Here is a 26,490-nt window from a genome sequence, read left to right as displayed (position 1 = left end):
GATATATTCGCCACTCCTGACTCTTTATCTACATTTCAGAAACATATCCCTCTTGAGTGGATTTCTAATGTGCTCGAGCAGACCGATAAAGCAAGTATTCGCAAACGTAAGTTACCTGCTGAGCTTGTCGTCTGGCTTATCATTGCAATGGGTCTTTTTCGCGACCGCTCTATTAGTGACGTTGTTGAGAAGTTAGATTTAACACTCACTGATACCCTGGGCGATACGGTTGCTCCAAGTGCTATTCCTCAAGCGAGACAGCGCCTGAGTAGCGACCCCCTCCAAGCCTTATTTCACCTATGTGCAGCCCGTTGGACACAAGAAGAAGATGCTGATGATACGTGGTATGGACTCCGGTTATTTTCTGTTGATGGAACGCAATTTCGTGCACCTGATACACCTGCTCTTGCTGAGCACTTTCACTATATTAAGCACAGTAAAAACCGTCATACAGAATATCCTATTGTACGCCTATGCGCCTTAAGCTCCTTGCGTAGCCGGTTGATACACCACGTTGCCTTCGGGCCCAGTTATCAAGGTGAGGTGAACTACGCAAAGCAGTTATTTGGTCATGTAAGTGATAACAGTCTAACTATTTTTGACCGATGTTATCTCAGCGCTGAGCTACTGATTAATTGGCGTAAGCAACACCCACAGTCGCACTGGATGGTCCCGATTAAAAGCAACACGCAATACACCGTCATTGAATCTTACTCTGAGCATGACTTCAAAGTAGAGATGAGTGTATCTGCGCATGCCAGAAAACAAGACCCTTCGCTTCCTGAGTGCTGGCAGGCCAGACTGGTTCTTTATCCTGAGCCAATGGGGCCTGGAAAAATAAAAGGTCTGCTGTGCTCTTTGGATGATAAACAGGCTTTTGGTGCACAGGCCATTCTTGATGTCTATTTCGAGCGCTGGGAAATTGAAAATAGCTATGGAGAAATAAAACACCAGATGCTTGAGGATAGTATTCTTTTGCGTAGTCAGACTGTGGATGGAGTCAATCAAGAGCTATGGGGTATATTGCTAGCCTACAATTTAATTCGAGTAGAGATACCAAAGAGGCTAAAGTCTCCCCGCTGAGAATTAGTTTTGTCATGGCTTTGCGGGATATACAGGATGAAATACTCTGGTGTGCCATCGCTTCGCCAGGTTCAATTCCAAAGAAATTAAGGGCAATGCGAGAACGAGTGAAACGTTATATTCTTCCAGAAAAAAGAAAACGGCCCAAAAGTAGGACCGTTCGAATTTCAAAAACTCGGTACACCATTAAGTCAAAGCATGCTTAACTGAATGGTGTTAGCAATTAGCGGCTTTTTTGTGTTCAATAAATAACTAATTGATTATTTACGTTTAGTCGGCTTAACACGCTGATTGTGTTTTTTAACTGCTTTACGAATTTGGTTGATTTTAGCGCGTTTATCTTTGCGTTTTTCGGGCATAACAGAAAGCTTAGTTTGTGTTTCGCGGCCTAATTTAACGGTTTTACGCAAGTAGTTTACTGTTTCTAAATCATACTCCATCCAACCACCTTGTGGCACGCGCTTATCAAGCTCTAGTTTACCGTAACGAATACGAATAAGACGAGATACTTCCGCATCTTGAGACTGCCATAAACGACGAACTTCACGGTTACGCCCTTCATTTAACGTTACGTTAAACCAACGGTTAACGCCTTCGCCACCCATAGGGGTTACAGTCGTGAATTTGGCTGGACCATCTTCAAGCTCAACACCACGTAGTAAGTTTTTAACCGTTTCATTGGTTACTTCACCAAATACACGTGCAGAGTATTCACGCTCTACTTCATAGCTTGGGTGCATTAAACGGTTTGCTAGTTCACCATCGTTTGTAAAAAGCATTAAACCCGATGTATTGACGTCTAATCGACCAACCGCAATCCAGCGATCGCCATCAATACGAGGAAGTCGGTCAAATACAGTACGACGCCCTTCAGGATCTTTACGTGTGCTTAACTCACCTTCTGGTTTGTTATACATAATCACACGACAGATTCGGTCTGCTTTTTCTTCGATTTTTACACTGTGTCCGTCAACACGAATCAAATCGGTTTCTTCAACACGGTCACCTAACTTTGCCACTTTACCGTTTACACTAACGCGGTTTGCGTCAATGTATTTTTCCATTTCACGGCGTGAGCCTACGCCTGCACGGGCTAAGACTTTTTGTAACTTTTCACCTTGTATAATACTCATTCGGATGGTTCTCTCACAGAAGGATCGCTCAATAACTGGTTAATTTTACTTTGCTGCTCTGTTGGCAACGCAGGTAAATTTTCAAGTCCAGTTAACGAAAAATAATCTAAAAATTGCTTAGTAGTTGCATATAAAGCCGGCTTTCCCGGAACCTCTTTATGCCCTACCACTTTAACCCACTCTCTTTCGAGTAAGGTTTTAATAATATTCGAACCCGTAGTAACACCTCTTACTTGCTCAATTTCGCCGCGTGTAATGGGCTGCCTGTATGCAATAAGTGATAATGTTTCCAGTAAAGCACGCGAGTATTTTGGTGCGCGTTCTTGCCACAAGTTATTTAACCAAGGGCTTAAACTACTGCATGCCTGAAACCGATACCCACTACCCACTTCAACTAAGCGAATACCACGAGTTTGAAAATGTTCTTGTATTGTATCTATTGCGTCATTTATTCGTGCCATAGAAATAGCTAAATCTATTAATACGATGTCTTTGAGGTGGCGTTTACTAACAGGCTTATCTGCAACAAAAATAGCTGCTTCAATGATCTCAACTAGTTGTTCATCACTAATTCGCCGACCCGCCATACACACTCTTAACAAATAAAAATACACAGCCATCTATTATGACAGAACAACACCAAACTAGGAAAATATATCTATCAAATAACTAAATTTAAAACACAAAAAAGCCAGTGACTAGCACTGGCTTTAATCTTACTTACTAAAATGGTAACTATTAGTTACTTTTAAAAGCTTCTAATGCATCATCTTCAGCTACTGCGTTACCGTATTTTTTAATGTAACCCATAAACTCGCTTTTACTGATGCGCTTATCTTGGTTTTTATCCATGTAACCAAAATGATTTGAAATATCATCATCGTTACCTTCAACTACCGAGATATAGCCATTGCTGTCGTTATCTAAGCTTGAAAAACTGCTTTCAATTTTATCGAATTTAGCAATTTCAGCTTTAAATGCCGACTCACTTACTTCAGAATCAGTGGCTACTTTGCCATTATTAAGCTTCATATAAGTGTTAAATTCTTTGCGGCTAATTTCGTTATCCATATTGGTATCAATATTTGAAAAATGGCCCCAAATGCTATCGTCATCAGCTTCAACTTTTGAGATGTAGCCATCGCTATCATTATCTAAACTTGCAAAGTCACTGTCTATTCTTTCAAGACCTTGATTAGATGAACAAGCCGCTAGGCTTAATGATGCTAAAATAGTGGCTGCTAATGTTAACTTTTTCATAAGACGTATCCTTCGTAATTAATTAAATGTCACTTTAACTAATACAAATCCAATGCCAATAATAGTTAACTTATAATAATCAATAACTTAATCTCGGTCGGTATATTTATTAAACAGTTTCAATAAGTTAAGCTTGCAAGCTTTGCAAACAACCTTGTAATTTTTGCAAAAAAATGCCCGGTAAAAACCAGGCATTTCAATTTTACTTATTATAGTTAAGCTAACAATTAGATTGCTGCGTTTTGGTAGCGTTTAACAAACTCAGTAACGTTTTGACCATTACATTTTAATGAGTTTAGGTTACCAATTTTTTGACGAACAGGTGCTAAACCTTGTTTTAAAGCCGTCATACATAATTGAGTTTCTTGTTGGGCGTCTTTTGCAAATACTTCTACTTTCTCAACTGATGCGTTGCTTAATGTCGTTTTTTTAGCAATATCACGAATATCTTCACCATTACATAAAATGCTTTTAGAAAAACGAGATAGGTAAACACCGTGCTGGGCAGCTTCTTTACGAGCAACGCTAAAGCCTTCGTTTGCACTTAGTACACATAAATTAGACTCAATTTTGTTATCTTGGCTAAAGTAAGTATTGCTTTGAGCTGACGCAGTTGCAGATGCTAGTAAAGCAGTGGCTAAAAGTAGTTGAGTTTTCATGAGAGATCCTATTTGAACGAGCTAAAAAAGTGAATTTCGCGCACTATATATTCAATAAAGTTAAGTTCAATTGAATTTTTTATTTATTTAAATAATTAATATTGTATTCACAATGTTTAAACTTTACTCATCATTTGATCAACATTTGCGCAGCTATTATCTCAATTCAGTCATGTTATGTACGCGTATTTACTGATACAATTTAATCTATTAAATAGAACCAATTTTAAGGTAAATTTTATGAAAGTGATTTCTTTCAATATCAATGGTCTGCGTGCTCGTCTTCACCAATTACAAGCAATTATCGACAAACATCAACCAGACGTTATTGGCTTGCAAGAGATTAAAGTTCACGACGAAGCATTCCCATTAGAAGATGTACAAAAAATGGGATATCACGTCTACTTTCATGGTCAAAAAGCGCATTATGGCGTAGCTATGTTATGCAAAAAAGAGCCTAAATCGGTCTTAAAAGGTTTTGCCACCGATACAGATGAATCGCAAAAACGCATGATAAGCGTCACTGTTGAACAAGAAAACGGTCGCGACCTTACTGTCATGAATGGCTATTTCCCACAAGGTGATAATATTAATCACGAAACTAAATTCCCTTATAAACGTCAATTTTATAAAGATTTAATGACACACCTTGAAACCAATCACACACCCGATCAAGACGTCATCGTTATGGGTGATATCAACATATCACCTACCGATTTAGATATTGGTATTGGCGACGTAAATGCTAAACGTTGGTTAAAAACGGGTAAATGTTCTTTTCAACCGGTAGAGCGTGAATGGCTTGCAACATTACTTAATTGGGGTTTTAAAGACACCTTTAGAGAGCAAAACCCCGAAACAGACGATCAATACTCGTGGTTTGACTATCGCTCTAAAGGGTTTGTAGATAATCGAGGACTTCGTATAGATGTAGTGCTTGCAACCAATGAGCTTGCAGCACGCTGCATAGATACAGGTATTGATTACGAACTTCGCGGTATTGAAAAACCGTCAGATCATGCCCCTATATGGTCAACATTTAAGTAATTATTATGCTAAGCCTAACAATACAGGGGCTACTTTGGGCTCTTGTAATTATTATTGCTCTATTAAGCTTTGATAAAAAAACATATAAAACATTGCTTAGTACGCCCGTCCGTCAAACTAGCGTACTTGCGTGTGCGTTAGTGTTTGCAGTGCTTTGGCGAATAAAGGCTGGCATTTTAACTGGCCTTGATTTACACATCCTAGGTGTTACGGCTGCTACATTAATTTTAGGCTGGCGATTGACTATTTTAAGTAGCCTACTTGCCACAGCCCTACTCGCTGCCTTTGGTCAAATTGAACTTGAGCTGTTACCAGTACAACTGCTTATTGGTGCGTTTATTCCTATTTTATTGAGCTATCTTGGCTTTATAATTAGTTACCAATATTTACCTCGTCATTTTTTTGTTTATATATTTGTTTGTGCGTTTATAACCGCAGGATTTATAGCCTGTATAAAAATAAGCCTAGGTGCTTTATTTTACTTAGCTATAGGGCAATACAATTGGCAAGAACTTGCAGATAACTACGTTTATTTAAGTGCCATAATTTGGTTTCCTGAAGCAATGCTCAACGGCATGGCTATAACAATTATGATCACCTATCGCCCGCATTGGGTAAAAACTTTTTACGATAAGGACTACCTAGGCTCATGAGTCTTGAATATCAATGCCCGCTGTGTAACCTAGCACTTTTGAAAACTGATTCAACACTTCGTTGTGCTAACAACCACAGCTTTGATTTTGCTAAAGAAGGCTATGTTAATTTACTGCCTGTGCAACAGAAAAATTCAAAACAACCGGGTGATTCACTTGAAATGGTACAAGCCAGACGCGCATTTTTAGAGCGTGGTTATTATGGCTTCTTACAACGAAATCTTAGCGATATAATTAGTAATATAAGTGCGAATACTATTATTGATTTAGGATGCGGTGAAGGGTTTTATACCCAAGCAATCGCAAATAAAACAAATGCTGTTGTATACGGTGTCGACATTTCAAAATCAGCGGTTAAATATGCAGCTAAGCGCTACCCTAATTGCCAATTTAGTGTGGCATCAATCAGCCAAGCGCCCTTTAAAAGCCAATTTGCTGATGTACTTGTAAGTGTATTTGCACCTTTGTTTGAGCAAGAGCTTGAACGCCTAGCAAATCAAAACGCAATATTAGTGGTTGCAAGCCCAGGACCCTGTCATTTAAAAGAGCTAAAATCGTATATATATTCAGAAGTAAACGAACATACTGAAATAGCCACTCCAAAAGGGTTTCAAAAATCAGAGCAGATCCTTTTAACAGAGCATGTAGCGCTTAGCTTTACTGATATTAAAAACTTAATAATGATGACGCCATTTGCATGGAAATTTAGACCCGAGCACTGGACAGCACTCGAAGAAAAAGGTGAACACACTGTCACCTTATCGTTTTATATTACTCAGTTTACCAAAATAGATAATGATGTAACTCTCTAAAACTGCTCTTTAGTAAACGCCCTGTCCATTTTATCAAACATATCTTTAAGTAAATTGGCAAGCTCCATATAACGGGGCTTGTTATCACTTAACTGCGTTTGATATCCATTAGCAGCCATTTTAGTGTACAGCTCGTTATACCATTTTTGCATCGCAGGCTCTAAAGGCGTTTGCGCTCGCTTACCTAACCAAAACAAGCCTTGTAATGGTAGAGATATAAAAAATAATGCACTCGCAATGGCTTGTGGTAAAAAATCAGAACCTAAGTAATTTAGCTGAAAAAACAATGTTAGCATGGCTAATATTGGCATTACTGTAATGGCAAGCTCAGTCGCTCTAATTACTCTAAACTCTAAAAACAAAGGCGCAAGCTCTTTGCGCATTGGCCATTTTTTACCATACAAACGGCCAGTTTGTAGTTGTGACATCACACTTTTTTGCATCATGACTCCTCACAGATACTGCTTTTAAATACAATGGAAAAACGAGCTATACGCAAAGTGTAACACAAAATGAAAGAGTTACACTTTCTCAGTAAAACAGCTTAAATTTACCTTTTAATGGCGAACAATCCTAACTTAAACATCTTAATTAAGGTAAAGTATTTAACATTGCGTTAACCACTTTGCAGTTGAACACTCAATTGTTTTAGCTTTATTTAATACCGTAAGTGTAACGATTACGTACTAACGTTTACTTACTAAATTTGTTTATGGAAATTGAATCTATGCCAACAACCTCTCCTGAATCACAACACGTTTTAGTTTTAAATTGTGGTAGCTCTAGCTTAAAGTTTGCCATTATTGATGCAAACGATGGTCACGAAATTATTTCAGGCCTTGCAGAAAGCTTAGGCGCCAAAGCGCCCTCTATTAAATACAAATTTAATGGTGCTAAAACAGTTATCGACTTAGCGACTAATCAAGCACATGCTGAGGCTATAAATACGCTTGTAAGCTTAATAAAAGATCACAAATTAGACGAGCAACTTATCGCAGTGGGCCATCGTGTAGTACATGGCGGCGAGCACTTTACGGAATCGGTATTGATTGACGAAAAAGTAATTGCAGGCATTACACAGTCGGCAACGCTTGCGCCGCTTCATGGGCACGCTAATTTACTAGGTATATCGTCGGCGCAGGCATCGTTTGAAGGTTTGCCACAAGTCGCGGTGTTTGATACTGCATTTCACCAAACTATGAATGAAGTTGCCTTTCTTTACGCTCTTCCATATAAGTTGTACACCGAGTTTGGTGTTAGGCGTTATGGTTTTCACGGCACAAGTCATTTTTATGTTGCAGGGCAAACAGCAAAGTTACTTCAGCAACCTATCGAGCAAAGCAATTTTATTAGTGCCCACTTAGGCAACGGTTGTTCTGTATGCGCTATTAAAAATGGTAAGAGTGTTGATACCAGCATGGGACTAACGCCTCTAGAGGGACTGATAATGGGCACTCGTAGCGGCGATATTGACCCTGGTTTATTTAATTTTTTAACCACTCAACTTGATTACACAGCCCAGCAAATTGATAACCTACTAAATCAAAAAAGTGGCTTGTTAGGTATTAGCGAGCTTTCTAACGATTGCCGTACCATTGAAGAAGCCGCTATGGTCGGTAATAAAAAAGCGATACTCGCAATTGAAATGTTTTGCTACCGCCTTTCAAAACAAATTGCAGCGTATATGGTGCCATTACAGCGCCTTGATGCTGTTATATTTACTGGTGGTATTGGTGAAAACTCAGATATTATTCGTGAAAAAGTAATTACACAACTTGCCTTTTTAGGCATTAATTGTAATCCGCAAGCCAACCTCAATGCGCGCTTTGGTCAAGAAGGCGTTATTAGCTGTAAAAATTCACACATCAAAGCAGTTGTAATGCCAACTAATGAAGAATGGGTTATTGCCCTTGATGCTGCAAATATTGTAAAGGAGCTTTAATATGGCACGTCGTATTATGTTAATTCCTGTTTCTACCGGTGTGGGTTTGACGTCGGTATCAGTTGGTTTAGTGCGTGCACTTGAACAAAAAACAGTTAAAGTTAACTTTTTCAAACCAATAGCTCAGCCACGTTCTGGTGAAACAGGCCCTGAAAAATCAACACAAATAGTCACTCAAGGCTCACCTATTAATCCCCCAATGCCTTTTGCACTTGATTATGCTGAGCAAATGATTGGCGACGGTAAAGGTGATGACCTACTAGAGGAAATTGTTGAACGCTTTGAAAGTAAAATAAACGACGACGAAGTCGCTATTATTGAAGGTATGGTACCTACTCGTCGTCAACCTTATGCTGGGCGTGTAAACCGCGAAATTGCGCAAACACTCGGCGCCGAAATTGTATTTGTACTTACCCCAGGTAATTACACCATTACTCAAATAGAAGACCGCCTTGAAATTGCAGCAGGTAACTACGGTGGTATCGATCATCCTCGCGTACTGGGCTGTATTTTTAATAAAGTAAATGCGCCACTTGATGATGAAGGTCGTGCACGCGCCGATTTAGTCGATGCCTATAAACCTGAAGAGCTTGAAAACGAGTTAAATCGTTTAGCATCCCTACCTATTTTTAAAAAAAATCCGTTTATGTTACTTGGTGCAATCCCGTGGGATTTTGACTTAGTAGCCCCGCGCGTAAAAGACTTAAGCGCATACTTAAAAGCCACGATTATTAACGAAGGCGATATGCTTCATCGTCGTCTGCGCCGCATTACTTTTTGTGCTCGTACGGTTTCAAATATTTTAAATTATTTTACGCCAGGCGCTTTATTAGTAACACCGGGCGATCGCTCTGACATACTTGTTGCTGCGTGCTTATCTGCTATGAACGGCACTAAACTTGGTGCTATATTACTCACCGGTGGTTTTGAGCCAGAGCCACGTATTATGGCCTTGTGTGAGCAAGCCATGCAAACCGGTTTGCCAATACTCGCAACCGATGCAGACACATGGCGTACATCATTACTACTGCATAACTTTAATATGGAAGTACCAAATGATGATGACCAACGTATTGAAAAAGTAAAAGATCACAACGCAGAGCATATCAATTCAAGCTGGCTAGATACTCTAGCTAAAAGTGTAGGTAAAACTCGTAAGTTATCACCACCCGCATTTCGTTACTTACTTACCACTAAAGCGCGTAAAGCAGGTAAAACCGTGGTTCTACCAGAAGGTAATGAACCTCGTACAATTAAAGCGGCTGCTATTTGTGGTCAACGCGGAATTGCTAAAACTATATTACTAGGCGATCGCGAAGAAATAATGCGTATTGCACAGCAGCAAGGTATTGAGCTAAACGAACATGTAAGTATTATCGAGCCTCAAAGCATTATTAATGATTATATTGCGCCTATGGTCGAAATTCGTAAAAGCAAAGGCCTAACTGCCGTAATAGCACAAGAGCAACTACAAGATAACGTCGTACTGGGTACAATGATGCTTGAGCAAGGTAAAGTAGACGGTTTAGTATCGGGCGCGGTAAACACTACGGCAAATACAATTCGCCCACCACTGCAATTAATTAAGACAGCGCCAGGGTCATCGCTAGTATCGTCTGTATTTTTTATGCTACTACCTGACCAAGTGTTAGTTTACGGTGACTGTGCGATTAACCCAGACCCTAATGCTGAACAACTTGCAGACATAGCGATTCAATCTGCCGACTCTGCAGCTGCATTTGGCATAGAGCCACGCGTTGCCATGATCAGCTATAGCACGGGCACTTCTGGTACCGGTGCCGATGTTGAAAAAGTACGTGAAGCCACAAAAATAGCAAAACAAAAACGTCCAGATTTAATTATCGACGGCCCACTACAATACGATGCCGCTATAATGGAAAACGTAGCACTTAAAAAAGCACCTAACAGCCCTGTAGCCGGTAAAGCGACCGTATTTATATTCCCAGATTTAAATACAGGTAATACCACGTATAAAGCAGTACAACGTAGTGCCGACTTGATAAGTATTGGCCCTATGCTGCAAGGTATGCGTAAACCTGTAAACGATTTAAGCCGTGGTGCATTAGTTGATGATATTGTGTATACAATCGCCTTAACTGCAATTCAGGCAGCTCAAGCAGAACCGCTAATTACTCATTAAACGTAACGTGTGCTTTTTATAGCCTAGCTATTAATTATTTAATAATTAACTAGTTAGGTTATTTATACCCTGCAACCCCCATACTTATCCACAGAAATTGTGGGTAAGTTTTTACCCCCTTCTTTTATCTACTTATTTACTGCTGAGTTAGTCGTTGTTACACCTTTAATTTAAAGCCAATAATCTATACTATAAAGCTATCAATATTGCTGTTCGCAGGCTTTTAATGTCAAAACAAACATTACAATTACACAGCACCATTTTATCTATACACAGTTTAGATGTAGATGCCGACATACCTGCGGCACTTTTAAAGCAATCTTTGTTTTTTATTTCTAAAACCCATGATGAACTTTCAATTGTATGCCCAAGCGATTTTGAGGTAAAAAGCCTGGATACCGAACCCGACTGGCAAGCTTTAGAGGTTGTAGGTCCACTTGGCTTTTCGTTAACCGGAATAATGGCTAATATTTCAGGGGTATTAGCGCGCGCTAAAATTTCTATCTTTTCAATCTCAACCTACGATACTGATTATATTCTCATAAAAAAACACACTGCAGAAAATGCTATTTCCGCTTTAAAAAAAGAGGGTTATAACGTGGTGGTAAACTAACTTATGAAAGCTCAAAAAATTGACTATTTAGCTCAAAATAAAACGCCTCTTAATGCAATAAATATTACCAGCCCATTTACAGGTAAAGTAATTGAACTGAAAGAGCACCCAGAACCTTTTTTTCGTTTTGGCACTCTGGGCCCTGGTATTATGGTGCAACTAACAAGTCATAAAATTTTAGCACCGTTTGATGGAACTTTATTACAAGTAAAAAATGCAGGTACTGAGTTTATTCTACAAGCTAATAATGGTCTAAAAATCTTGATTGACTTAACTATTTTTGATTCGCAATCAATTACGCATACCCATATTGCGCAACTCAATGGTAGCAAAATATGCAAAGGTCAACGCCTTGCTTATTTTGATTTACGAGAACTTGATACTCCAATGCTTGCTAGTTTAATTTTACTAAACGGCCATAACCTTGGCACATTTCATTACTCGCATTCGCATGTAAATGCGGGTGAAGACACACTATTAACTATTATTAAGAAGAACTAGATTTATGATCACTCTATACGGCATTAGCAACTGCGATACGATAAAAAAAGCTAAAAAACATTTAACTGATAACAACATCGAATTTACGTTTCATGACTACCGCAAAGATGGCGTAAATGAGCAAATGGTGAGTGATTTTGCAGACAAGCTCGATTGGGAACAACTCGTTAATAAACGTGGAACAACTTATCGCGCATTAACTGATGAGCAAAAACAAAGCCTAACTAAAGAAAGTGCTATCCCATTGTTGGTTGAACAACCTGCCATGATCAAACGTCCAGTACTGGTAAACAATGGCAGTTACCATTTAGGTTTTAAAGCAGCCCAATACGACGAGATTTTTAAATAATGACTAATGACGTAATTCAACTCGCCCAAGCGCTAATCCAACGTGAATCGGTAACGCCCGAAGATGCTGGCTGCCAACAAATGATGAACGATCGCCTTGCTGCGGTTGGTTTTAATATAGAATCATTATTTTTTACCGACACACTTAATACTTGGGCTCGAAAAGGCACACAATCGCCGCACTTTTGTTTTGCAGGTCACACCGACGTTGTGCCAACAGGCCCTGAAAAAAATTGGCAACACCCGCCGTTTTCAGGATTAATAAAAGACGGCCTATTACACGGGCGTGGTGCTGCCGATATGAAAGGCTCATTAGCCGCAATGCTTGTAGCAACAGAGCGTTTTGTTACTAAACATCCAGATCATAAAGGCTCTATTTCTTTTTTAATCACTTCTGACGAAGAAGGACCGTTTGTAAACGGGACTACTCGCGTAATTGATATGCTAGAGGCACGCGGTGAAAAAATTGATATGTGCCTAGTAGGCGAACCCTCATCACGAGATGTATTAGGCGATGTTGTTAAAAATGGCCGAAGAGGCTCACTTACCGCTTACCTAACGGTTAAAGGCGTACAAGGTCATGTTGCCTACCCACATTTAGCACAAAACCCAATTCATCTAGCAACGCCTGCACTTACTGAGCTTAGCCAAACGGTGTGGGATAACGGAAACGAATACTTCCCTGCTACCAGCTTTCAAATTTCGAATATTAATGGCGGCACAGGTGCTGGTAACGTGATCCCGGGTGATCTAGAAGTACAGTTTAACTTTAGATTTAGCACGCAAGTAACACATGAGCAATTACAACAGCGTGTAAATGACATTCTACAAAAGCATAACTTAAATTATGAATTAAGTTGGATAGTAAATGGCTTACCTTTTATTACCGAGCACGGGCCGCTTGTTGATGCCACTGTTACAGCTATTAAATCAGTAACCGGTTTAACCACGAATCTAGAAACTACCGGCGGCACATCTGACGGTCGCTTTATTGCACAAACAGGCGCTAAAGTAATTGAACTTGGCCCACGTAACGCCACTATTCATAAAGTAGATGAATGCGTAAGTACCGATGATTTAATAGCCCTTACCGACATTTACGAGCAAATACTAGAGCAACTTTTAACATAATGGATGTTACTAAACCAACACCAATAATGTGTATCACAGGGCAAAGTGATACACATTTAACTGATATACAAAATCATCGCTTGCACAGCGCTATTATCAGCGACTTTTTAGCGCTGCAAAGTGCAGCACAAAAAGCGGGATTTGAGCTTACTATTGCCTCAAGTTTTCGCGACTTTAATCGTCAATCAATTATTTGGAATAATAAGTTTTTAGGTATTCGACCTGTTTATAATAAACAGCAAAAGGTTGTAGATTTAACTAAATTAAATGATGTAGATAAATGCATAGCAATAATGCTCTACTCTGCATTACCTGGGGCAAGCAGGCACCATTTAGGCACCGATTTAGATGTGTTTGATAAAGCTGCGGTAAGTGATGATTATAAACTACAGCTAACACCTGATGAATACCTGCAAAGTGGGCCGTTTGCGCCTTTAAGTAATTGGCTTGATACTAACTTAGATAAATTTGGCTTTTATCGCCCTTACCAGCATGATTTAGGTGGTGTCGCACCTGAGCTTTGGCATATAAGCCATATTAAGCAATCGCAATTATTAGTGAATAAGCTTAGCGAGCAAGTACTTTTTGAATGCATAAAAAACAGTGAACTACAGGGTAAGCAGGCAATACTTGATAACTTACCCGCTATTTATACACGCTTTGTAACAAACGTTAGTCCGCCATAAAGAACTTGTTTAAGTGGTATCACACCTTCTTTTTATTTAAGATAAATACCAGCACAGCGCCTAATATTAATGAGCTTGCTACAATAAATTCCATTGTTACCTGCTCTGATAAAAACAAGACCCCGGCAACGGCTGCAAGTACAGGTACACAAAGCTGCACAACAGCAGCTTGGGTACTTTTAAGCAGTGGCATAGCCACATACCAAACACTGTAACCAATTCCAGACGCTATCGCACCCGAGGCACATGCAAGCAAAACCCCTTCAATACTCATATTTTTTAAATAACTCATACCAACAAGTAATAAAACAGGGATAGCCACTAAGCTTCTTATAAAGTTAAACCCTGTAGTACGCAGTGGCGATACGCACACTTTACCGCGAATACTGTAAATACCCCATGCCACACCACTGAGTGCCATGAGTGATGCACCTAATAATGAAGGTACAGCAGCAGATGGCAGCATTAAATATACAAACCCACCTAGCGCCACTATAAACGCGCACCACTGAAGCACACTCAACTGCTCTTTTTGATATATACCCCAGCCAATCATAGTGAGTTGCACGGCTGAAAACAAAATCAGTGCACCGGTGCCTGTATCTAGCTCTACGTATGCAATCGAAAAACAAAGTGCATAAACTAAAAGGCTTATACTGCTTCGCCAGCTTCCTTTATCGCTTAAAATAGCGGGGTTAAAAGTGCCTTTTCGTTTTAAATTATGAGTATAAATAGCCATTATAATGCCCAAACACGCAGCACCACTGAGTAAGCGAATAACTGTAAAGTTCCAAGCATCTATATAGCCTTCGGCTAAAGCCATTCTGCAAAAAAGAGAGTTTGCAGCAAACGCAATTAAAGCAATGATTGTGTACAACGTAGCTTTCAAAAAAATTCCTTAGCAATAAAAACAAATTACAGCGTTATTTCAATTAATTAATTAACCTACTAAGCTAAAAACATTGTCATAAGCGCCTATAAAACCGCTTACTGAGCAGCACATTTAAACAGGATTGGTATAACTGCGCAAAGAGAGTATCTAGTTTTAATAAATTAGATCATTTGTACTCAAATCTTAGCCGCATTTGCAAAATACGGTGTCTACAACACAAGATATCCTTTTAGTATTTTTCGTATACGACTTAATGAGTAGCAATTACTTCATTTAAAAAATTCATTTATCGTCACGCTTTAGGGATCATTGTATTCAATAAGACCAATAAAGTACCTTAAGTATTTCAATATTGTTACCCAACAAGAAAATTCACACTTTGTTCACCAATGTCATTTTATATTTCCTTATTAGCAGGCAGTTTTACTCTACGATTTTTTACAATATTTCGCATATTCAGCTAAAAATAATATGTTAATGTATGCAGGTAAATTAAGAGGAGTGCGCAGTGCGCCTAAGTATAATTTTAAGCTTTTGTTGTATTTTAAGTGGGTGTAGCACAATGGGCTTTAATGACCTATTTAATGACTATGCCACGCAAATGACACCAATAAGAAATGCGATCGAGAAAAACAATATCGAAGAAGCGCAATCCCTTATTGCCAATAATAGCACCATGCACAGCAGCTACTTACTCAACCAACTTGAGCAAGCTCGCTTAAACGACTTAGCCAATACGCCACAAGAGGCACAAAGTAAATTTGAGAACGTGTATACGCAAATGCAAAAAAAACGCGAAGCCGCCAAAATACAAGTAAGTGCGGGGCTTGAGCAAAGCAATGCGTTATTTACTAACGACTCAGCAATTACTTATATACCACCGGCTTACGAAATGAGTATGCTTCATAGTTATAAAGCACTTAACTACGTGTATAAAAATGATGTAGAAGGCGCTTTGGTCGAAATTCGCCGTGCTAATAAAGTACAAGTTGATGCACTAAGCGAAAATAAAACAGATGGCGACTCAACAGTTAAGGAAGCGCAGCAGCACTACCCTAGCATGGGCAATGTAACCAGAGATGTAAAAAATGGCTTTCAAAATGCCTACACATTTTATTTATCTGCTTTGCTTTACCAAAGCGCTAAACAGTATGACGATGCTTATATTGATTATAAAAAAGCACTGGCTATACAACCTAACAATATTTATTTACAGCAGGACGTAATGCGCTTTGCTAAAAAACAAGGGTTTGACCAAGACCTAAGTGAATTTAAAAAACGTTTTAGTGATGCACCCACTATTTCTGCAACACAAGGCGAAGTAATTGTTTTATTTGAACAAGGCTTAGTACCAAAACAAGATGAATTTAAACTGCGCTTGCCAATTTATTCGTCACGCGGCGATGCACGCTTTTACAGCCTTGCAATGCCAGTATATAAAGATAATGCCTATGTGCGCCGTCTTAATAATATAAACATAGATGCACAAAGCTTAGAGCTGAGCCCATTAGTACACATTGAAGCACTTGCAGCAAAAACATTAGAAGATCAAATACCTGCAAAAGTAGCTCGCCAAGTGCTTAGGTTAGTAGCTAAAGAGAAAGTGCGTGCAGAGCTTGCACGCAGTGCCGGTGACGTAGGTAATATACTTGCCAATATTTATAATTTGGCGTCTGAGCAAGCTGATACACGCAGTTGGCTTACGCTTCCAAATCAAATAAGTGTTGCAAGGCAAAGCCTAAATACAGGTGAGCATTCTCTGCATATAGGCACACAAGCACCTATAAATTTTACCGTTAGTAAGCAAGGGTTAACGTTAATTTACTTAACCTCCGTTAATAACTACTTTAATTACCACGTAGTTCAACTTTAGGAGCCATCATGAAATACATAGCGCCATTATTAGCAGTTTTAATGCTCAGTGCATGTTCCAGCAAACCGGTTACATCGGGTATTTCTGTTGAACAAAATAAAAATCAGTTTAATGAGCAATTACGTGTAGATAACCCAGAGCTCGGTAAAAAGCTGGCCATTACTGATGTTAAAACACGTCAAACCAACCAGTTAACCGATGTAGTAGTGACACTTTCGAGCCAGTATAAAAAATCACAGTATTTGCAGTATCAATTTAATTGGTTTGATAAAGACGGCTTTGTTATTAAAGGCAATCATTCACCTTGGCAAGCACTCACCTTATTTGGTTTTGCAAAAACACAATTACCGGGCTTAGCACCTAGCTCTGATGCGGTTACCTTTTCTTTAGCAGTAAGAGAAGTGTCTACCGAATCACAAGAATTTAAAGATTAAAGGAAACAACCATGATCATCAGTAACAAATTTAAAACAGCATCAACTTACGCTTTAGTTGGCTTGAGCGCTTTAGTATTAAGTGGCTGTGCTAATAAAGCCGTAGTAAGTTATGGCGATGCACAAGCAGTAGAAACAACCGATATTAATTTTGGTTCTACCGACTTACAAAAAGTAGCGAGCCAAATGACCGACTCATTACTCAGCTCACCCGTTGTTGGCACAATGACCGCTAATAAACGCCCTGTAGTATTTGTTGAGCGTATTAAAAACAAAACTAGTGAGCACATTGATACTGAATCAATCACCGATTCAATCTCAACGCAAATGCTACGCAGTGGTAAGTTCCGTTTTGTAGATATGACGCGTGTTGAGTCAGTACGTGAGCAATTAACGTTTCAAAACGAAGATGCCCTTGTTAACCCTGCAACAGCCGTTGCATTTGGTAAACAAATTGGCGCGCAATATATGTTATACGGAAATTTATCGAGCATAGTTAAATCAAATGCCGACAAATCAGACGTATACTATAAATTTACGATGCGTCTAATGGATATGGAAAGCGGCCTAGTTGAATGGGCAGACGAAACTGAAATTCGTAAAACTAAAGAAAAATCAACCTTTGGCTGGTAGCTAATACCAACCTGCTTATATATGGGGTCTATTTAATGTTAAGAAAATTACGCTAGTACTAGGCAAAAATTTTTGTATTTAGTTGTTCTAAATAAAAAATTTTTAACGACGTTATAGCGCAATTTAATTCGTTAAATTGATCAAAGATTTATGCAGGTTGGTATAAAAGGAGCAAGTTATGAAAGCAATTACTGTAATTATGTGCGCTTTACTTACAATAAGTGCGCCTACGTTTGCTAAATACGAGCGCAATAAAGCAGTCCCTGTGCAGCAAGTTTTATTTGGTGACGTAAAATCGGTACGCAATATTACCGAACAAGAAATCATTCAAGACAAAAACAACGGCTGGAAAACCTTCGGCGGTGCATTACTCGGTGGTGTTGTAGGCAACCAGTTTGGTGGCGGTAGCGGCCGCACAGTAGCAACAATATTAGGCTCGGTAATTGGCGGCAGTGTTGCGCATAACAGGCAGCAGCAAAGTCATTATCAGCAAAATCATTTTGTAGAGTTATTAATACAAGTTGAAAACGGCGACCAGTTTATGGTTGTTCAAGATCAAGACCAATCAATGCGCTTTAGCAAAGGTGACAACGTAAGGTTAGTATACTTAACCGACAACACTGTTCGGGTAGATACCGCGTATTAAATAGTTATGTCTATTGACGTTTAAAACAAAAACGAGCCTAAATTGGCTCGTTTTTTTATTTATTTTTAAATTATACTTGGCGATAGTCTTTAAAAAAGCGCTTCATTTTTAACATCGCATCCGATAAATCATCTTTGCTTGGTAAAAATACTAATCTAAAGTGATCAGGCTCTGGCCAGTTAAACGCCCTGCCATGTACTAGTAATATTTTTTCGGCTTTGAGTAAATCGTACATCATCTTTTCATCATCTTTAACGTTAAAAAGTGCTGTATCTACTTTTGCAAACGCATAGAGCGCGCCTTTAGGTTTTTTACAACTAATGCCTTCAATATCATTTAACCCGCGCCATGCAATATCACGCTGCTCATATAAGCGCCCACCCGGGTTTATTAAACTATCAATTGATTGCACGCCACCCAACGCCTGTTGAATTGCATATTGTGCAGGTACATTTGCGCACAAACGCATAGATGAAAGTATTTCTAGGCCTTTGCGTAAATCATCCATTACCGAGGTACGACCGCTCAGAACCATCCACCCCATTCTCAGCCCGGCTGCACGGTATGTTTTTGCTAAACCATTAAAAGTAATAATAGGCACATCGTCGCAAAGTGAGCCGATTGAAGTATGCGTTATACCATCGTATAAAATCTTTTCGTAAATCTCATCGCTCAATAACAGCAGTTTATGTTCACGCGCTATATCAATTAATTGCATTAACAAATCATCACTGTAAACCGCACCAGTAGGGTTATTAGGATTAATTAATACCAGCGCTTTAGTTTTAGACGTGATTTTACTTTTTATATCTGCAATGTCCGGAAACCAATCTTGCTCTTCATCACATAAATAATGCACCGGATTACCACCAGATAACGTGACCGAAGCAGTCCAAAGTGGATAATCTGGAGCAGGAATAAGCACTTCGTCGCCATTATTTAATAGCGCTTGAGTGATCATTTGAATGAGTTCGCTTACGCCATTACCAATATAAATGTTATCTACATCTAAATTATGTAATCCACGTTGTTGGTAGTGTTGATAAATAGCCACGCGGGCTGAATAGAGGCCTTTAGAGTCACAGTAACCTTGGGCTGAATATAAGTTGCGGATAATATCGCGGTGCATGTCTTCTGGCATATCAAAACCAAAAGCAGCCGGATTACCTATATTCAATTTTAATACTTTTTGACCTTCGTCTTCCATTTTTTTAGCTTGCGCTAAAACCGGCCCACGAATGTCATAACATACACCTTCTAATTTGTGACTCTTTTTAATATCAGACATTTTTACCTCGACTAGTGAGTCTTTAGACTAACCTAGTAAAGGCGCAAAATGCCAGTGTATTTGATTACTTAGTACTGAAATAAATTCACGTTTCAGCTTCAATAATTAACGAGATGCTAACCATTCATTTAGCTTAGCTTGAGAGCCAGTTACTTGAGCCATTAAGCTATTAGATGCGTCGATGGCTTCAGCTAAGTTATCTAGGTTTAAATTTTGTTCAATAACGCGAGATACTTCAGCAAGGCTTGAAGCACCAAACTGCGCAGCGTTAGATTTTAAGCTATGAGAATGACGAATCGCCGCTTCTCTGTCTTTTCCAATGGTTGCTAAAACTTCAGAGCCTAAACGCTCAAACTCCGAGCAGCAAAAATCAAGTGTATCAGCAAACTGCTCACCCAATAACGATTCCATACTCTCTAATGCTGATGTATCAATATTTATTTCTATCATATTTTAAGCCCTTAAAACAATCCATGTAAATTACAGTTTAATAGTACTACTTTATATTGATGCGTAAAAAAAACCAACTTAATTACCTTATAAATGTATAATTGTGAGGATCATACTGGCAACAAAAAGTTTATTAAATGGCACGCACACTTTGTAATCATTGTAACTTTGCACTTAACACCTGTATTTGCAGCGCAATTACAAATATAAACAACAAAGTTAAGGTTATTATTCTACAGCACCCAAGCGAAGAAAAAATAGCAAAAAATACCGCTAAACTACTCAATTTGTGTCTAACTGATTGCCAAATAGTCAAAGGCGAAAATAATGACGACTTTTCTATTCTTAAATCACTGCCAGTAAGCTCAACTGTTTTGCTCTACCCTAACGAAAACGCTATTAATTTAGACGATAGCGCTGAGCAATCTAATATAAAAAACATCACCCATTTAATCGTGGTTGATGGTACATGGAAAAAAGCCTACAAAATTTTGCAGCTCACCACATTGCTAAATCAATTCAAAACGGTCAGTTTTAAACAGTTACCTAAAAATCGTTATGCTATTCGTAAAGCCCCTAGGGCCGACAGCCTATCCACACTTGAAGCCGTAGCGCATAGTTTGTTTTTAATAGAGCAGTTAAATCCTGCACCACTTTATAATGTGCTTGATGAATTAATACAAAAACAAACCCAACACATGCCCGAGCACGTAAAAGCACGTTACTTAGATTAAATTCGTTACTATATGAAACTTGCAATGCGTAACTACCCTAACAGGCTAAAACGTGGCTTTACTCGCCAAGGCCCCGACTATCGCTTTGACGACCAAGTCGACTTTAGCGATATAAGAGATACCTTTGGCTTTAGATCAATGGTCGTCGGTAAATGGGTAACTAAAGAAGAGCGCTACATTAGCGCTAATTTAATTTACGATGCACTGGCCGACCTTGCACAAATACTGCATTTACCGCCCAAAGCCATTGGTCTTCGTGGCAAACTTAATTTTGCATTTGGTCATGGCGGTCAAAAAGGTGTACAAGCGCATTATAATGCAGCTTCTCAAACGCTTGCACTTGCAAAAAATGCAGGCGGTGGTGCACTTGCTCACGAATGGTTTCATGCGTTTGATCATCATATAAGCGAGCATTTATTTGCAGCAAAACCACGATTTGGTTTTGCCTCAAAACTATGGCTTTCAAACACACCTAATTTATCGCACCCACTTAATAATGCTTTGAACAGTTTTTATAAAAATGTATTTTTAGATGAGCACGGCGTTGATGCTAATAACTTTGTACAAACATGCATAGAACACGATAAAGCTCACAATATGAATTATATGAGTATGCCAGAGGAGCTTGCCGCACGTTGTTTTGAAGCCTGTATTGAGCAGCATTCAAATATAAAAAATAGCTTTTTAGTGGGGGGCTTACAAAGTAGTAATTTAATATACCCAAATATTGGGCATATTAATAAAGCAAATGAAGCGCTTAACCAGTACTTTGAACTACTGGGTTATGCGCTTCATAAAATAGACGAGTAATGTCTATATTTGGTGATTACTTATCGTCACTAATACGACTTGCTACTGCACTGTTTTGATCTTTATATTTTGCATCTTTACGGATGTTGTATGGGTTTTCACACGGGCCCGATAGCATTTCAAAGCTCATAGCCCCAATTTTCATCAGTGGGCGAAGCGCCAGTGGTAATTTACCTGAGTTGTAAAACTCTAAAACAATATTACCGCTCCAGCCTGGATCTATTCGGTGCGCAGTTACATGCACCATTAAACCCAAACGAGCTAGCGATGAGCGTCCATCTAACCACCCTACTATGTCTGCTGGCAGAGTTACTTTTTCGTGCGTTATAGCAAGTGCAAGTTCACCTGGGTGTAAAAAGAATGCTTCACCTTCATCAAGCACTATTTCTTCACTCATGATTGATTCCATGGCTTTATTTAGCTGATCTTTTGGACCACTTAAATCGACGTATGCTGCGTTGTGTGCATTAAAAGTTCTGAATTTATTACCTAAGCGTAAATCAGCAGTTACACCTGAAATCATGTCACTTGTTGGCGCAGGCTCAATAACAATGCGACCATCGCTTAGGTATTCATTAATATGTGTGTCTGAAAGTCTCATTATTATTTAATCTTCCGTAATCACAATTTCAATCGCATTGTGATGCTGTTGATAATAGAGCGTGCTGGCTATAAGCCTCGCTGCTGCGCTGTATGTTTTGCTTATTGCCGCGTCGTTATCGTTGGCAATAAGTTTTCCTTGCTCAGAATACTCACGTATATCGATTGCAAGAGGAATATGGCTAAGTACGGGTACGCCGTGCTTGTGCGCCAGCTTTTGTGAACCGTCTTTACCAAATACGTGATTAGCTTCACCGCAGTGGCTGCAAATGTAATGGCTCATGTTTTCTATTAAGCCCAGCACTGGCACGTTTACTTTATTAAACATGGCAATGCCTTTTTGCGCATCGGCAAGGGCTAAGTCTTGCGGCGTAGTGACAATAACAGTGCCGCTCGCTGGTACTTTTTGGCTCATTGTAAGTTGAATATCACCAGTGCCCGGTGGCATATCTACAATTAAGTAATCAAGCTCGCCCCAATCAGTCTCGTTAAGCAATTGGCTAAGCGCGCCTGAAGCCATTGGCCCGCGCCATACGGTGGCGTCATCGCTTGGGACTAAAAAGCCAATTGACTGCGCTTTAATGCCGTTTGCATCAAAAGGCTGTAGCTGTTTGTTATCTTTAGTGACGGGCTCTGCGCCCACCAAGCCTAAAAGCATTGGAATAGATGGGCCATAAATATCAGCATCTAAAATACCCACCTTTGCGCCTTCGTTTTTAAGGGCGCCCGCCAAGTTAACAGCAGTAGTCGATTTACCTACTCCGCCTTTGCCTGAGGCAATAAGCACAATATGTTTAATCGCCTTAAACTTAGCTGCCTCTTTAATGATAACCTTGGCACTAATTGTTACAGGCACATTTAAGCTTTCACTTACGTGCTGCTCCACTAAAGGCATTTCTGATTGCCCAGCAAAAGGTAGGGTTAATTTAATGTGTAGTGATTTATCGTCATTTTGAGTAATAGTATTAATGAAGCTTTCGTCAATACCGACGGCAAAAGCCGCACTACGATATGCCGCTAAGGCAGTAATAATCGGTTGTTTTTGCACCGATTTAGAAGAGAATAGTTTCGACAGTCCAAACATAGCAATTAAATAGCGTTTCTTTGATGAAAAGTGCCACGGAATTATGTAACATTCAGGGCATTAACACCAGTCAATTTATAAAAATCCATAAGCTGTGCGCACTCTAAGCAGATAGCTTGTAGATAAATTAATGATAATTGCCGTTTGTATAATAAAAACGGCGTTTTATCCTCAATTCGGAATGATTATGACGCAGCGAAAGATCCTGATTACCAGCGCATTACCTTATGCAAATGGCCCTACTCACTTAGGTCATTTATTGGAATATATTCAAACTGATATTTGGTCACGTTTTCAAAAACTACAGGGCCACGAAGCTTATTATGTTTGCGCAGACGATGCCCACGGCACACCAATTATGCTTAATGCACAAAAGCAAGGGATCACGCCTGAAGAAATGGTAAAACAAGTGAGCATAGAACGCCAACGCGACTTCGCTGACTTTAATATCAAATTTGATAACTACCACAGCACGCACAGCCAAGAAAACAAAGAATTAAGCGAACTTATTTATAACCGCCTAAACGATGCTGGTCATATTAAAAAGCACACTATTTCGCAATTATTCGATCCGGAAAAAGGTATTTTCTTACCTGACCGCTTTGTAACAGGTACTTGCCCAACGTGTAAGTCTGAAAACCAAAACGGCGATAGCTGTGATTCGTGTGGTGCTACATACAGCCCTACCGAACTCATTAATCCACGTTCTGTAATGTCGGGCGCTGAGCCTGTACTTAAAGATTCTGAGCATTACTTTTTTGACCTACCAGCATTTGAAGGCATGTTAAAAGAGTGGTTACACTCGGGCACTATTCAACAAGAAATGGCTAACAAACTAGACGAATGGTTTACCGATGGTCTGCAACAGTGGGATATTAGCCGTGATGCGCCTTACTTTGGTTTTGAAATTCCAAATGCACCGGGCAAATATTTTTACGTTTGGTTAGATGCACCTATTGGTTACATGGCGAGCTTTAAGAACCTATGTGATAAAAAAGGCATCAACTTTGATGAGTTTTGGGCTGAAGGTTCAGACGCTGAGCTTTATCACTTTATTGGTAAAGACATCATTTATTTCCACAGCTTATTTTGGCCAGCAATGCTAGAAGGCGCTAACTTTAGAAAGCCAACTAACGTATTCGCTCATGGTTTTGTTACTGTAAATGGCGAAAAAATGTCTAAATCAAAGGGTACGTTTATTAAAGCGCGTACTTATTTAGATAACTTAAACCCAGAGTACTTACGTTACTACTACGCAGCAAAATTAAGCAGCGGTATTGTTGATCTTGATTTAAACCTAGAAGACTTTGCACAACGCGTAAATTCAGACCTAGTAGGTAAAGTAGTAAACATAGCGAGCCGTTGTGCTGGCTTTATTACTAAAAAGTTTGATGGCAAGCTAAGCAGCACTATTATGCAACCAGAGCTGTTAGCAGAGTTTCAAGCGGCTGCACCTAGCATTACAACACACTATGAGAACCGCGATTACAGCCGCGCAATTCGCGAAATAATGGCGCTTGCCGACAAAGCAAACCAATTTATTGATGGCGCAGCACCTTGGGTATTAATTAAAGACGAAACTAAGCAACAAGAAGCACACGAAGTGTGTTCTCTTGGTCTTAACTTGTTCCGCGTTTTAATTACTTACTTAAAACCAGTGCTACCAGAAATGGCCGACAACGTACAAGCATTTTTAAATGACGACCTTGCATGGGACGGCGTTCAAAATGCACTCGTAAGCCACCCTATCAATAAATTTAAACCGTTAATGCAACGTGTTGAAATGGATAAAGTAAATAAAATGGTTGAAGAATCTAAAGAAAGCTTAGCGCCAAAAGTAACTATTGACCCTAACAGCCCACTTGCAAAAGAGCCGATTAGCGACGAGATAGAATTTGATGACTTTGCAAAAGTAGACTTACGCGTAGCTAAAATTGCTAAAGCAGAGCACGTAGAAGGCGCTGATAAACTACTTAAGCTAACACTTGATTTAGGCGGAGAAACTCGCCAAGTGTTTGCAGGTATTAAATCAGCTTACGCACCAGAGGATCTTGAAGGTAAGTTAACCGTTATGGTCGCTAACCTTAAGCCTCGTAAAATGCGCTTTGGTATGTCAGAGGGCATGGTATTAGCTGCAGGTCCTGGCGGAAAAGAAATTTATATTCTTAACCCAGATGACGGCTCAGAGCCTGGTATGCGCGTAATGTAATATTACTCATACAATAAAAACCGCTGATACATCAGCGGTTTTTTTATGGGCAAAAACAATGTTTAGTCGTATATTCAATACGAATGCCTCTGTATTAAATAAAGTGAATTGTAATTATGACCCAAATTTTAGATGCCAACAGAATAAAAGTAAGTAGCCAAATAAAACAACACAAATTAGTCGCCATACTGCGCTTAAAGCAACAAGGTGATGTAGCACCATTAATTGATTGTTTAGTTAATGCGGGCATAAACGCACTCGAGATCACCTCAAATACACCGGGCTTTGAGCAAGAAATAGCAAAAGCTCGTGCAGCTCATAAAAACGCACTTATTGGTGCAGGCACAATAATTAACACCACCCTTGCTCAGCAAGCAATTGATGCAGGCGCGCAGTTTATCGTAACGCCAAATACCAACAAATCGGTTGTCGAACTTGCCCACCAGCACGGGTTACCAGTATTAATGGGCGCGCTAACACCTACCGATGTAGCAAATGCAATTGAATATAAGGCAGATATTATTAAGGTATTTCCTGCAGGCAGTATGGGCGTTGGTTACTTTAAAGCATTAACAGGTCCATTTTCAGAAGCACAATTAATACCTGTTGGTGGTGTGAATTTAGATAATTTATCACAATGGTTTGAAGCAGGTGCTTGTGGCGCGGCAGTAAGTGGCGATTTTTGTAAGGTATTAAATACCGAACAAGAGCGTAGTGATCTTACCAAGCTTGTAAAAAACTATATAAGTAAACTGCCTAAATAGGCAGTTTATTTTATTTATAAAATAGCCAAATGTGCGCTCATAAAA

28 protein-coding genes and 1 pseudogene are annotated in these 26,490 nt (G+C 39.3%); 19 read left to right on the top strand and 10 right to left on the bottom strand.

Going from position 1 to position 26,490, the window contains the following annotated elements:
* Nucleotides 1-3 precede the first annotated feature (3 nt).
* Nucleotides 4-1,289: pseudogene (locus L659_RS01000000122980) on the top strand (IS4 family transposase).
* A 54-nt stretch (nucleotides 1,290-1,343) separates the two neighbouring features.
* Here the strand turns inward: L659_RS01000000122980 and rluB are convergent.
* The 4 genes from rluB to L659_RS0109965 form a co-directional block, all read right to left on the bottom strand.
* Nucleotides 1,344-2,216, bottom strand: coding sequence for a 23S rRNA pseudouridine(2605) synthase RluB (gene rluB, locus L659_RS0109980; RefSeq protein ID WP_007582584.1), 873 nt, complete (start codon nucleotides 2,214-2,216; stop codon nucleotides 1,344-1,346).
* Nucleotides 2,213-2,803, bottom strand: a complete 591-nt coding sequence (gene scpB, locus L659_RS0109975; RefSeq protein WP_024590449.1) for an SMC-Scp complex subunit ScpB — start codon at nucleotides 2,801-2,803, stop codon at nucleotides 2,213-2,215. The genes rluB and scpB overlap by 4 nt, the downstream gene beginning before the upstream one ends.
* Before the next feature lie 151 nt (nucleotides 2,804-2,954).
* A complete protein-coding gene (locus L659_RS0109970) occupies nucleotides 2,955-3,476 on the bottom strand; it encodes an EF-hand domain-containing protein (protein WP_007582579.1) in 522 nt (173 codons plus the stop codon).
* Nucleotides 3,477-3,703: 227 nt separating this feature from the next.
* Entirely contained in the window at nucleotides 3,704-4,135 is a 432-nt protein-coding gene (locus L659_RS0109965; protein WP_024590448.1) for a hypothetical protein, read from the bottom strand.
* A 240-nt stretch (nucleotides 4,136-4,375) separates the two neighbouring features.
* Between L659_RS0109965 and xthA the strand changes: the two genes are divergently transcribed.
* The 3 genes from xthA to L659_RS0109950 are packed head-to-tail and all read left to right on the top strand — an operon-like array spanning nucleotide 4,376 to nucleotide 6,647.
* Nucleotides 4,376-5,182: an exodeoxyribonuclease III gene (xthA, locus tag L659_RS0109960; RefSeq protein ID WP_010554249.1), complete on the top strand. Its 807-nt coding sequence runs from the start codon at nucleotides 4,376-4,378 to the stop codon at nucleotides 5,180-5,182.
* Nucleotides 5,183-5,187: 5 nt separating this feature from the next.
* Nucleotides 5,188-5,835 (top strand): energy-coupling factor ABC transporter permease, encoded by a 648-nt coding sequence (locus L659_RS0109955; protein ID WP_024590447.1) that lies wholly within the window; start codon nucleotides 5,188-5,190, stop codon nucleotides 5,833-5,835.
* Nucleotides 5,832-6,647, top strand: a complete 816-nt coding sequence (locus L659_RS0109950) for a putative RNA methyltransferase (RefSeq protein ID WP_024590446.1) — start codon at nucleotides 5,832-5,834, stop codon at nucleotides 6,645-6,647. Before L659_RS0109955 ends, L659_RS0109950 begins: the two co-directional genes overlap by 4 nt.
* Here the strand turns inward: L659_RS0109950 and yfbV are convergent.
* A complete protein-coding gene (yfbV, locus tag L659_RS0109945) occupies nucleotides 6,644-7,090 on the bottom strand; it encodes a terminus macrodomain insulation protein YfbV (protein WP_024590445.1) in 447 nt (148 codons plus the stop codon). The two genes, L659_RS0109950 and yfbV, sit on opposite strands and share 4 nt — an antisense overlap.
* A 284-nt stretch (nucleotides 7,091-7,374) precedes the next feature.
* Here yfbV and L659_RS0109940 point away from each other — a divergent pair, with 284 nt between their 5' ends.
* The 7 genes from L659_RS0109940 (at nucleotide 7,375) to L659_RS0109910 (ending at nucleotide 14,029) form a co-directional block, all read left to right on the top strand.
* Nucleotides 7,375-8,589, top strand: a complete 1,215-nt coding sequence (locus L659_RS0109940; protein ID WP_024590444.1) for an acetate kinase — start codon at nucleotides 7,375-7,377, stop codon at nucleotides 8,587-8,589.
* A gap of 1 nt (nucleotide 8,590) precedes the next feature.
* Entirely contained in the window at nucleotides 8,591-10,750 is a 2,160-nt protein-coding gene (pta, locus tag L659_RS0109935) for a phosphate acetyltransferase (protein ID WP_024590443.1), read from the top strand.
* A gap of 226 nt (nucleotides 10,751-10,976) precedes the next feature.
* A complete protein-coding gene (locus L659_RS0109930; RefSeq protein ID WP_007582563.1) occupies nucleotides 10,977-11,363 on the top strand; it encodes an ACT domain-containing protein in 387 nt (128 codons plus the stop codon).
* Between the two features lie 3 nt (nucleotides 11,364-11,366).
* Entirely contained in the window at nucleotides 11,367-11,864 is a 498-nt protein-coding gene (locus L659_RS0109925) for a PTS glucose transporter subunit IIA (protein WP_024590442.1), read from the top strand.
* Nucleotides 11,865-11,868: 4 nt separating this feature from the next.
* Nucleotides 11,869-12,213 (top strand): ArsC family reductase, encoded by a 345-nt coding sequence (locus L659_RS0109920; RefSeq protein WP_024590441.1) that lies wholly within the window; start codon nucleotides 11,869-11,871, stop codon nucleotides 12,211-12,213.
* Nucleotides 12,213-13,343 (top strand): succinyl-diaminopimelate desuccinylase, encoded by a 1,131-nt coding sequence (gene dapE / locus L659_RS0109915; protein WP_024590440.1) that lies wholly within the window; start codon nucleotides 12,213-12,215, stop codon nucleotides 13,341-13,343. Before L659_RS0109920 ends, dapE begins: the two co-directional genes overlap by 1 nt.
* Nucleotides 13,343-14,029 carry a M15 family metallopeptidase gene (locus tag L659_RS0109910; protein WP_024590439.1) on the top strand — a complete coding sequence of 229 codons (687 nt, stop codon included), beginning with the start codon at nucleotides 13,343-13,345 and terminating at the stop codon, nucleotides 14,027-14,029. The genes dapE and L659_RS0109910 overlap by 1 nt, the downstream gene beginning before the upstream one ends.
* Nucleotides 14,030-14,048: 19 nt before the next feature.
* On the opposite strand, the gene L659_RS0109905 is transcribed toward L659_RS0109910, so the two are convergent.
* Nucleotides 14,049-14,918, bottom strand: coding sequence for a DMT family transporter (locus L659_RS0109905; protein ID WP_024590438.1), 870 nt, complete (start codon nucleotides 14,916-14,918; stop codon nucleotides 14,049-14,051).
* A gap of 511 nt (nucleotides 14,919-15,429) precedes the next feature.
* Between L659_RS0109905 and L659_RS0109900 the strand changes: the two genes are divergently transcribed.
* The 4 genes from L659_RS0109900 (at nucleotide 15,430) to L659_RS0109885 (ending at nucleotide 18,506) form a co-directional block, all read left to right on the top strand.
* Nucleotides 15,430-16,794: a COG3014 family protein gene (locus L659_RS0109900; protein ID WP_024590437.1), complete on the top strand. Its 1,365-nt coding sequence runs from the start codon at nucleotides 15,430-15,432 to the stop codon at nucleotides 16,792-16,794.
* 8 nt (nucleotides 16,795-16,802) lie between these two features.
* Entirely contained in the window at nucleotides 16,803-17,228 is a 426-nt protein-coding gene (locus L659_RS0109895; protein WP_007582549.1) for a YcfL family protein, read from the top strand.
* 11 nt (nucleotides 17,229-17,239) lie between these two features.
* Complete coding sequence (lpoB, locus tag L659_RS0109890; protein ID WP_007375407.1) at nucleotides 17,240-17,860, top strand: penicillin-binding protein activator LpoB; 621 nt, start codon at nucleotides 17,240-17,242, stop codon at nucleotides 17,858-17,860.
* Between the two features lie 178 nt (nucleotides 17,861-18,038).
* Nucleotides 18,039-18,506 carry a glycine zipper 2TM domain-containing protein gene (locus tag L659_RS0109885; RefSeq protein ID WP_024590436.1) on the top strand — a complete coding sequence of 156 codons (468 nt, stop codon included), beginning with the start codon at nucleotides 18,039-18,041 and terminating at the stop codon, nucleotides 18,504-18,506.
* Nucleotides 18,507-18,576: 70 nt separating this feature from the next.
* Here the strand turns inward: L659_RS0109885 and L659_RS0109880 are convergent, their stop codons facing one another.
* Together L659_RS0109880 and L659_RS0109875 are read right to left on the bottom strand one after the other, a co-directional pair.
* Entirely contained in the window at nucleotides 18,577-19,794 is a 1,218-nt protein-coding gene (locus L659_RS0109880; protein ID WP_024590435.1) for a pyridoxal phosphate-dependent aminotransferase, read from the bottom strand.
* 105 nt (nucleotides 19,795-19,899) lie between these two features.
* Nucleotides 19,900-20,244: an Hpt domain-containing protein gene (locus L659_RS0109875; RefSeq protein ID WP_024590434.1), complete on the bottom strand. Its 345-nt coding sequence runs from the start codon at nucleotides 20,242-20,244 to the stop codon at nucleotides 19,900-19,902.
* Between the two features lie 137 nt (nucleotides 20,245-20,381).
* On the opposite strand from L659_RS0109875, the gene L659_RS0109870 reads away from it, so the two are divergent.
* On the top strand, nucleotides 20,382-20,978 hold the full coding sequence (locus L659_RS0109870; RefSeq protein WP_024590433.1) for a tRNA-uridine aminocarboxypropyltransferase: 597 nt from the start codon (nucleotides 20,382-20,384) through the stop codon (nucleotides 20,976-20,978).
* A gap of 24 nt (nucleotides 20,979-21,002) precedes the next feature.
* Nucleotides 21,003-21,788, top strand: a complete 786-nt coding sequence (locus L659_RS0109865) for a CLCA_X family protein (protein WP_024590432.1) — start codon at nucleotides 21,003-21,005, stop codon at nucleotides 21,786-21,788.
* 16 nt (nucleotides 21,789-21,804) lie between these two features.
* Here L659_RS0109865 and dcd read toward each other — a convergent pair whose 3' ends face one another.
* Nucleotides 21,805-22,389, bottom strand: a complete 585-nt coding sequence (gene dcd, locus L659_RS0109860; protein WP_007582539.1) for a dCTP deaminase — start codon at nucleotides 22,387-22,389, stop codon at nucleotides 21,805-21,807.
* A gap of 6 nt (nucleotides 22,390-22,395) precedes the next feature.
* The gene (gene apbC / locus L659_RS0109855; RefSeq protein WP_024590431.1) at nucleotides 22,396-23,472 is read right to left on the bottom strand and encodes an iron-sulfur cluster carrier protein ApbC; all 1,077 of its coding nucleotides are present in this window, start codon (nucleotides 23,470-23,472) and stop codon (nucleotides 22,396-22,398) included.
* A 187-nt stretch (nucleotides 23,473-23,659) separates the two neighbouring features.
* Between apbC and metG the strand changes: the two genes are divergently transcribed.
* Together metG and L659_RS0109845 are read left to right on the top strand one after the other, a co-directional pair.
* Entirely contained in the window at nucleotides 23,660-25,681 is a 2,022-nt protein-coding gene (gene metG, locus L659_RS0109850) for a methionine--tRNA ligase (protein WP_007582537.1), read from the top strand.
* 116 nt (nucleotides 25,682-25,797) lie between these two features.
* Nucleotides 25,798-26,445, top strand: a complete 648-nt coding sequence (locus tag L659_RS0109845) for a bifunctional 4-hydroxy-2-oxoglutarate aldolase/2-dehydro-3-deoxy-phosphogluconate aldolase (RefSeq protein ID WP_024590430.1) — start codon at nucleotides 25,798-25,800, stop codon at nucleotides 26,443-26,445.
* Nucleotides 26,446-26,490: the final 45 nt, after the last annotated feature.

The sequence above is a fragment of the Pseudoalteromonas sp. S8-8 genome (genome assembly GCF_000497875.1).
GTDB classification, from domain to species: Bacteria; Pseudomonadota; Gammaproteobacteria; order Enterobacterales; family Alteromonadaceae; genus Pseudoalteromonas; species Pseudoalteromonas arctica.
Note: the sequence above shows the minus strand (reverse complement) of the source record. Positions and strands in the feature narration are given on the sequence as shown.

Bases quoted from the DNA above. Each gene is read 5' to 3' on its own strand.
- rluB (WP_007582584.1), bottom strand. From the start codon at position 2,216: ATGAGTATTATACAAGGTGAAAAGTTACAAAAAGTCTTAGCCCGTGCA.
- scpB (WP_024590449.1), bottom strand. From the start codon at position 2,803: ATGGCGGGTCGGCGAATTAGTGATGAACAACTAGTTGAGATCATTGAA.
- L659_RS0109970 (WP_007582579.1), bottom strand. From the start codon at position 3,476: ATGAAAAAGTTAACATTAGCAGCCACTATTTTAGCATCATTAAGCCTA.
- L659_RS0109965 (WP_024590448.1), bottom strand. From the start codon at position 4,135: ATGAAAACTCAACTACTTTTAGCCACTGCTTTACTAGCATCTGCAACT.
- xthA (WP_010554249.1), top strand. From the start codon at position 4,376: ATGAAAGTGATTTCTTTCAATATCAATGGTCTGCGTGCTCGTCTTCAC.
- L659_RS0109955 (WP_024590447.1), top strand. From the start codon at position 5,188: ATGCTAAGCCTAACAATACAGGGGCTACTTTGGGCTCTTGTAATTATT.
- L659_RS0109950 (WP_024590446.1), top strand. From the start codon at position 5,832: ATGAGTCTTGAATATCAATGCCCGCTGTGTAACCTAGCACTTTTGAAA.
- yfbV (WP_024590445.1), bottom strand. From the start codon at position 7,090: ATGCAAAAAAGTGTGATGTCACAACTACAAACTGGCCGTTTGTATGGT.
- L659_RS0109940 (WP_024590444.1), top strand. From the start codon at position 7,375: ATGCCAACAACCTCTCCTGAATCACAACACGTTTTAGTTTTAAATTGT.
- pta (WP_024590443.1), top strand. From the start codon at position 8,591: ATGGCACGTCGTATTATGTTAATTCCTGTTTCTACCGGTGTGGGTTTG.
- L659_RS0109930 (WP_007582563.1), top strand. From the start codon at position 10,977: ATGTCAAAACAAACATTACAATTACACAGCACCATTTTATCTATACAC.
- L659_RS0109925 (WP_024590442.1), top strand. From the start codon at position 11,367: ATGAAAGCTCAAAAAATTGACTATTTAGCTCAAAATAAAACGCCTCTT.
- L659_RS0109920 (WP_024590441.1), top strand. From the start codon at position 11,869: ATGATCACTCTATACGGCATTAGCAACTGCGATACGATAAAAAAAGCT.
- dapE (WP_024590440.1), top strand. From the start codon at position 12,213: ATGACTAATGACGTAATTCAACTCGCCCAAGCGCTAATCCAACGTGAA.
- L659_RS0109910 (WP_024590439.1), top strand. From the start codon at position 13,343: ATGGATGTTACTAAACCAACACCAATAATGTGTATCACAGGGCAAAGT.
- L659_RS0109895 (WP_007582549.1), top strand. From the start codon at position 16,803: ATGAAATACATAGCGCCATTATTAGCAGTTTTAATGCTCAGTGCATGT.
- lpoB (WP_007375407.1), top strand. From the start codon at position 17,240: ATGATCATCAGTAACAAATTTAAAACAGCATCAACTTACGCTTTAGTT.
- L659_RS0109885 (WP_024590436.1), top strand. From the start codon at position 18,039: ATGAAAGCAATTACTGTAATTATGTGCGCTTTACTTACAATAAGTGCG.
- L659_RS0109880 (WP_024590435.1), bottom strand. From the start codon at position 19,794: ATGTCTGATATTAAAAAGAGTCACAAATTAGAAGGTGTATGTTATGAC.
- L659_RS0109875 (WP_024590434.1), bottom strand. From the start codon at position 20,244: ATGATAGAAATAAATATTGATACATCAGCATTAGAGAGTATGGAATCG.
- L659_RS0109870 (WP_024590433.1), top strand. From the start codon at position 20,382: ATGGCACGCACACTTTGTAATCATTGTAACTTTGCACTTAACACCTGT.
- L659_RS0109865 (WP_024590432.1), top strand. From the start codon at position 21,003: ATGCGTAACTACCCTAACAGGCTAAAACGTGGCTTTACTCGCCAAGGC.
- dcd (WP_007582539.1), bottom strand. From the start codon at position 22,389: ATGAGACTTTCAGACACACATATTAATGAATACCTAAGCGATGGTCGC.
- apbC (WP_024590431.1), bottom strand. From the start codon at position 23,472: ATGTTTGGACTGTCGAAACTATTCTCTTCTAAATCGGTGCAAAAACAA.
- metG (WP_007582537.1), top strand. From the start codon at position 23,660: ATGACGCAGCGAAAGATCCTGATTACCAGCGCATTACCTTATGCAAAT.
- L659_RS0109845 (WP_024590430.1), top strand. From the start codon at position 25,798: ATGACCCAAATTTTAGATGCCAACAGAATAAAAGTAAGTAGCCAAATA.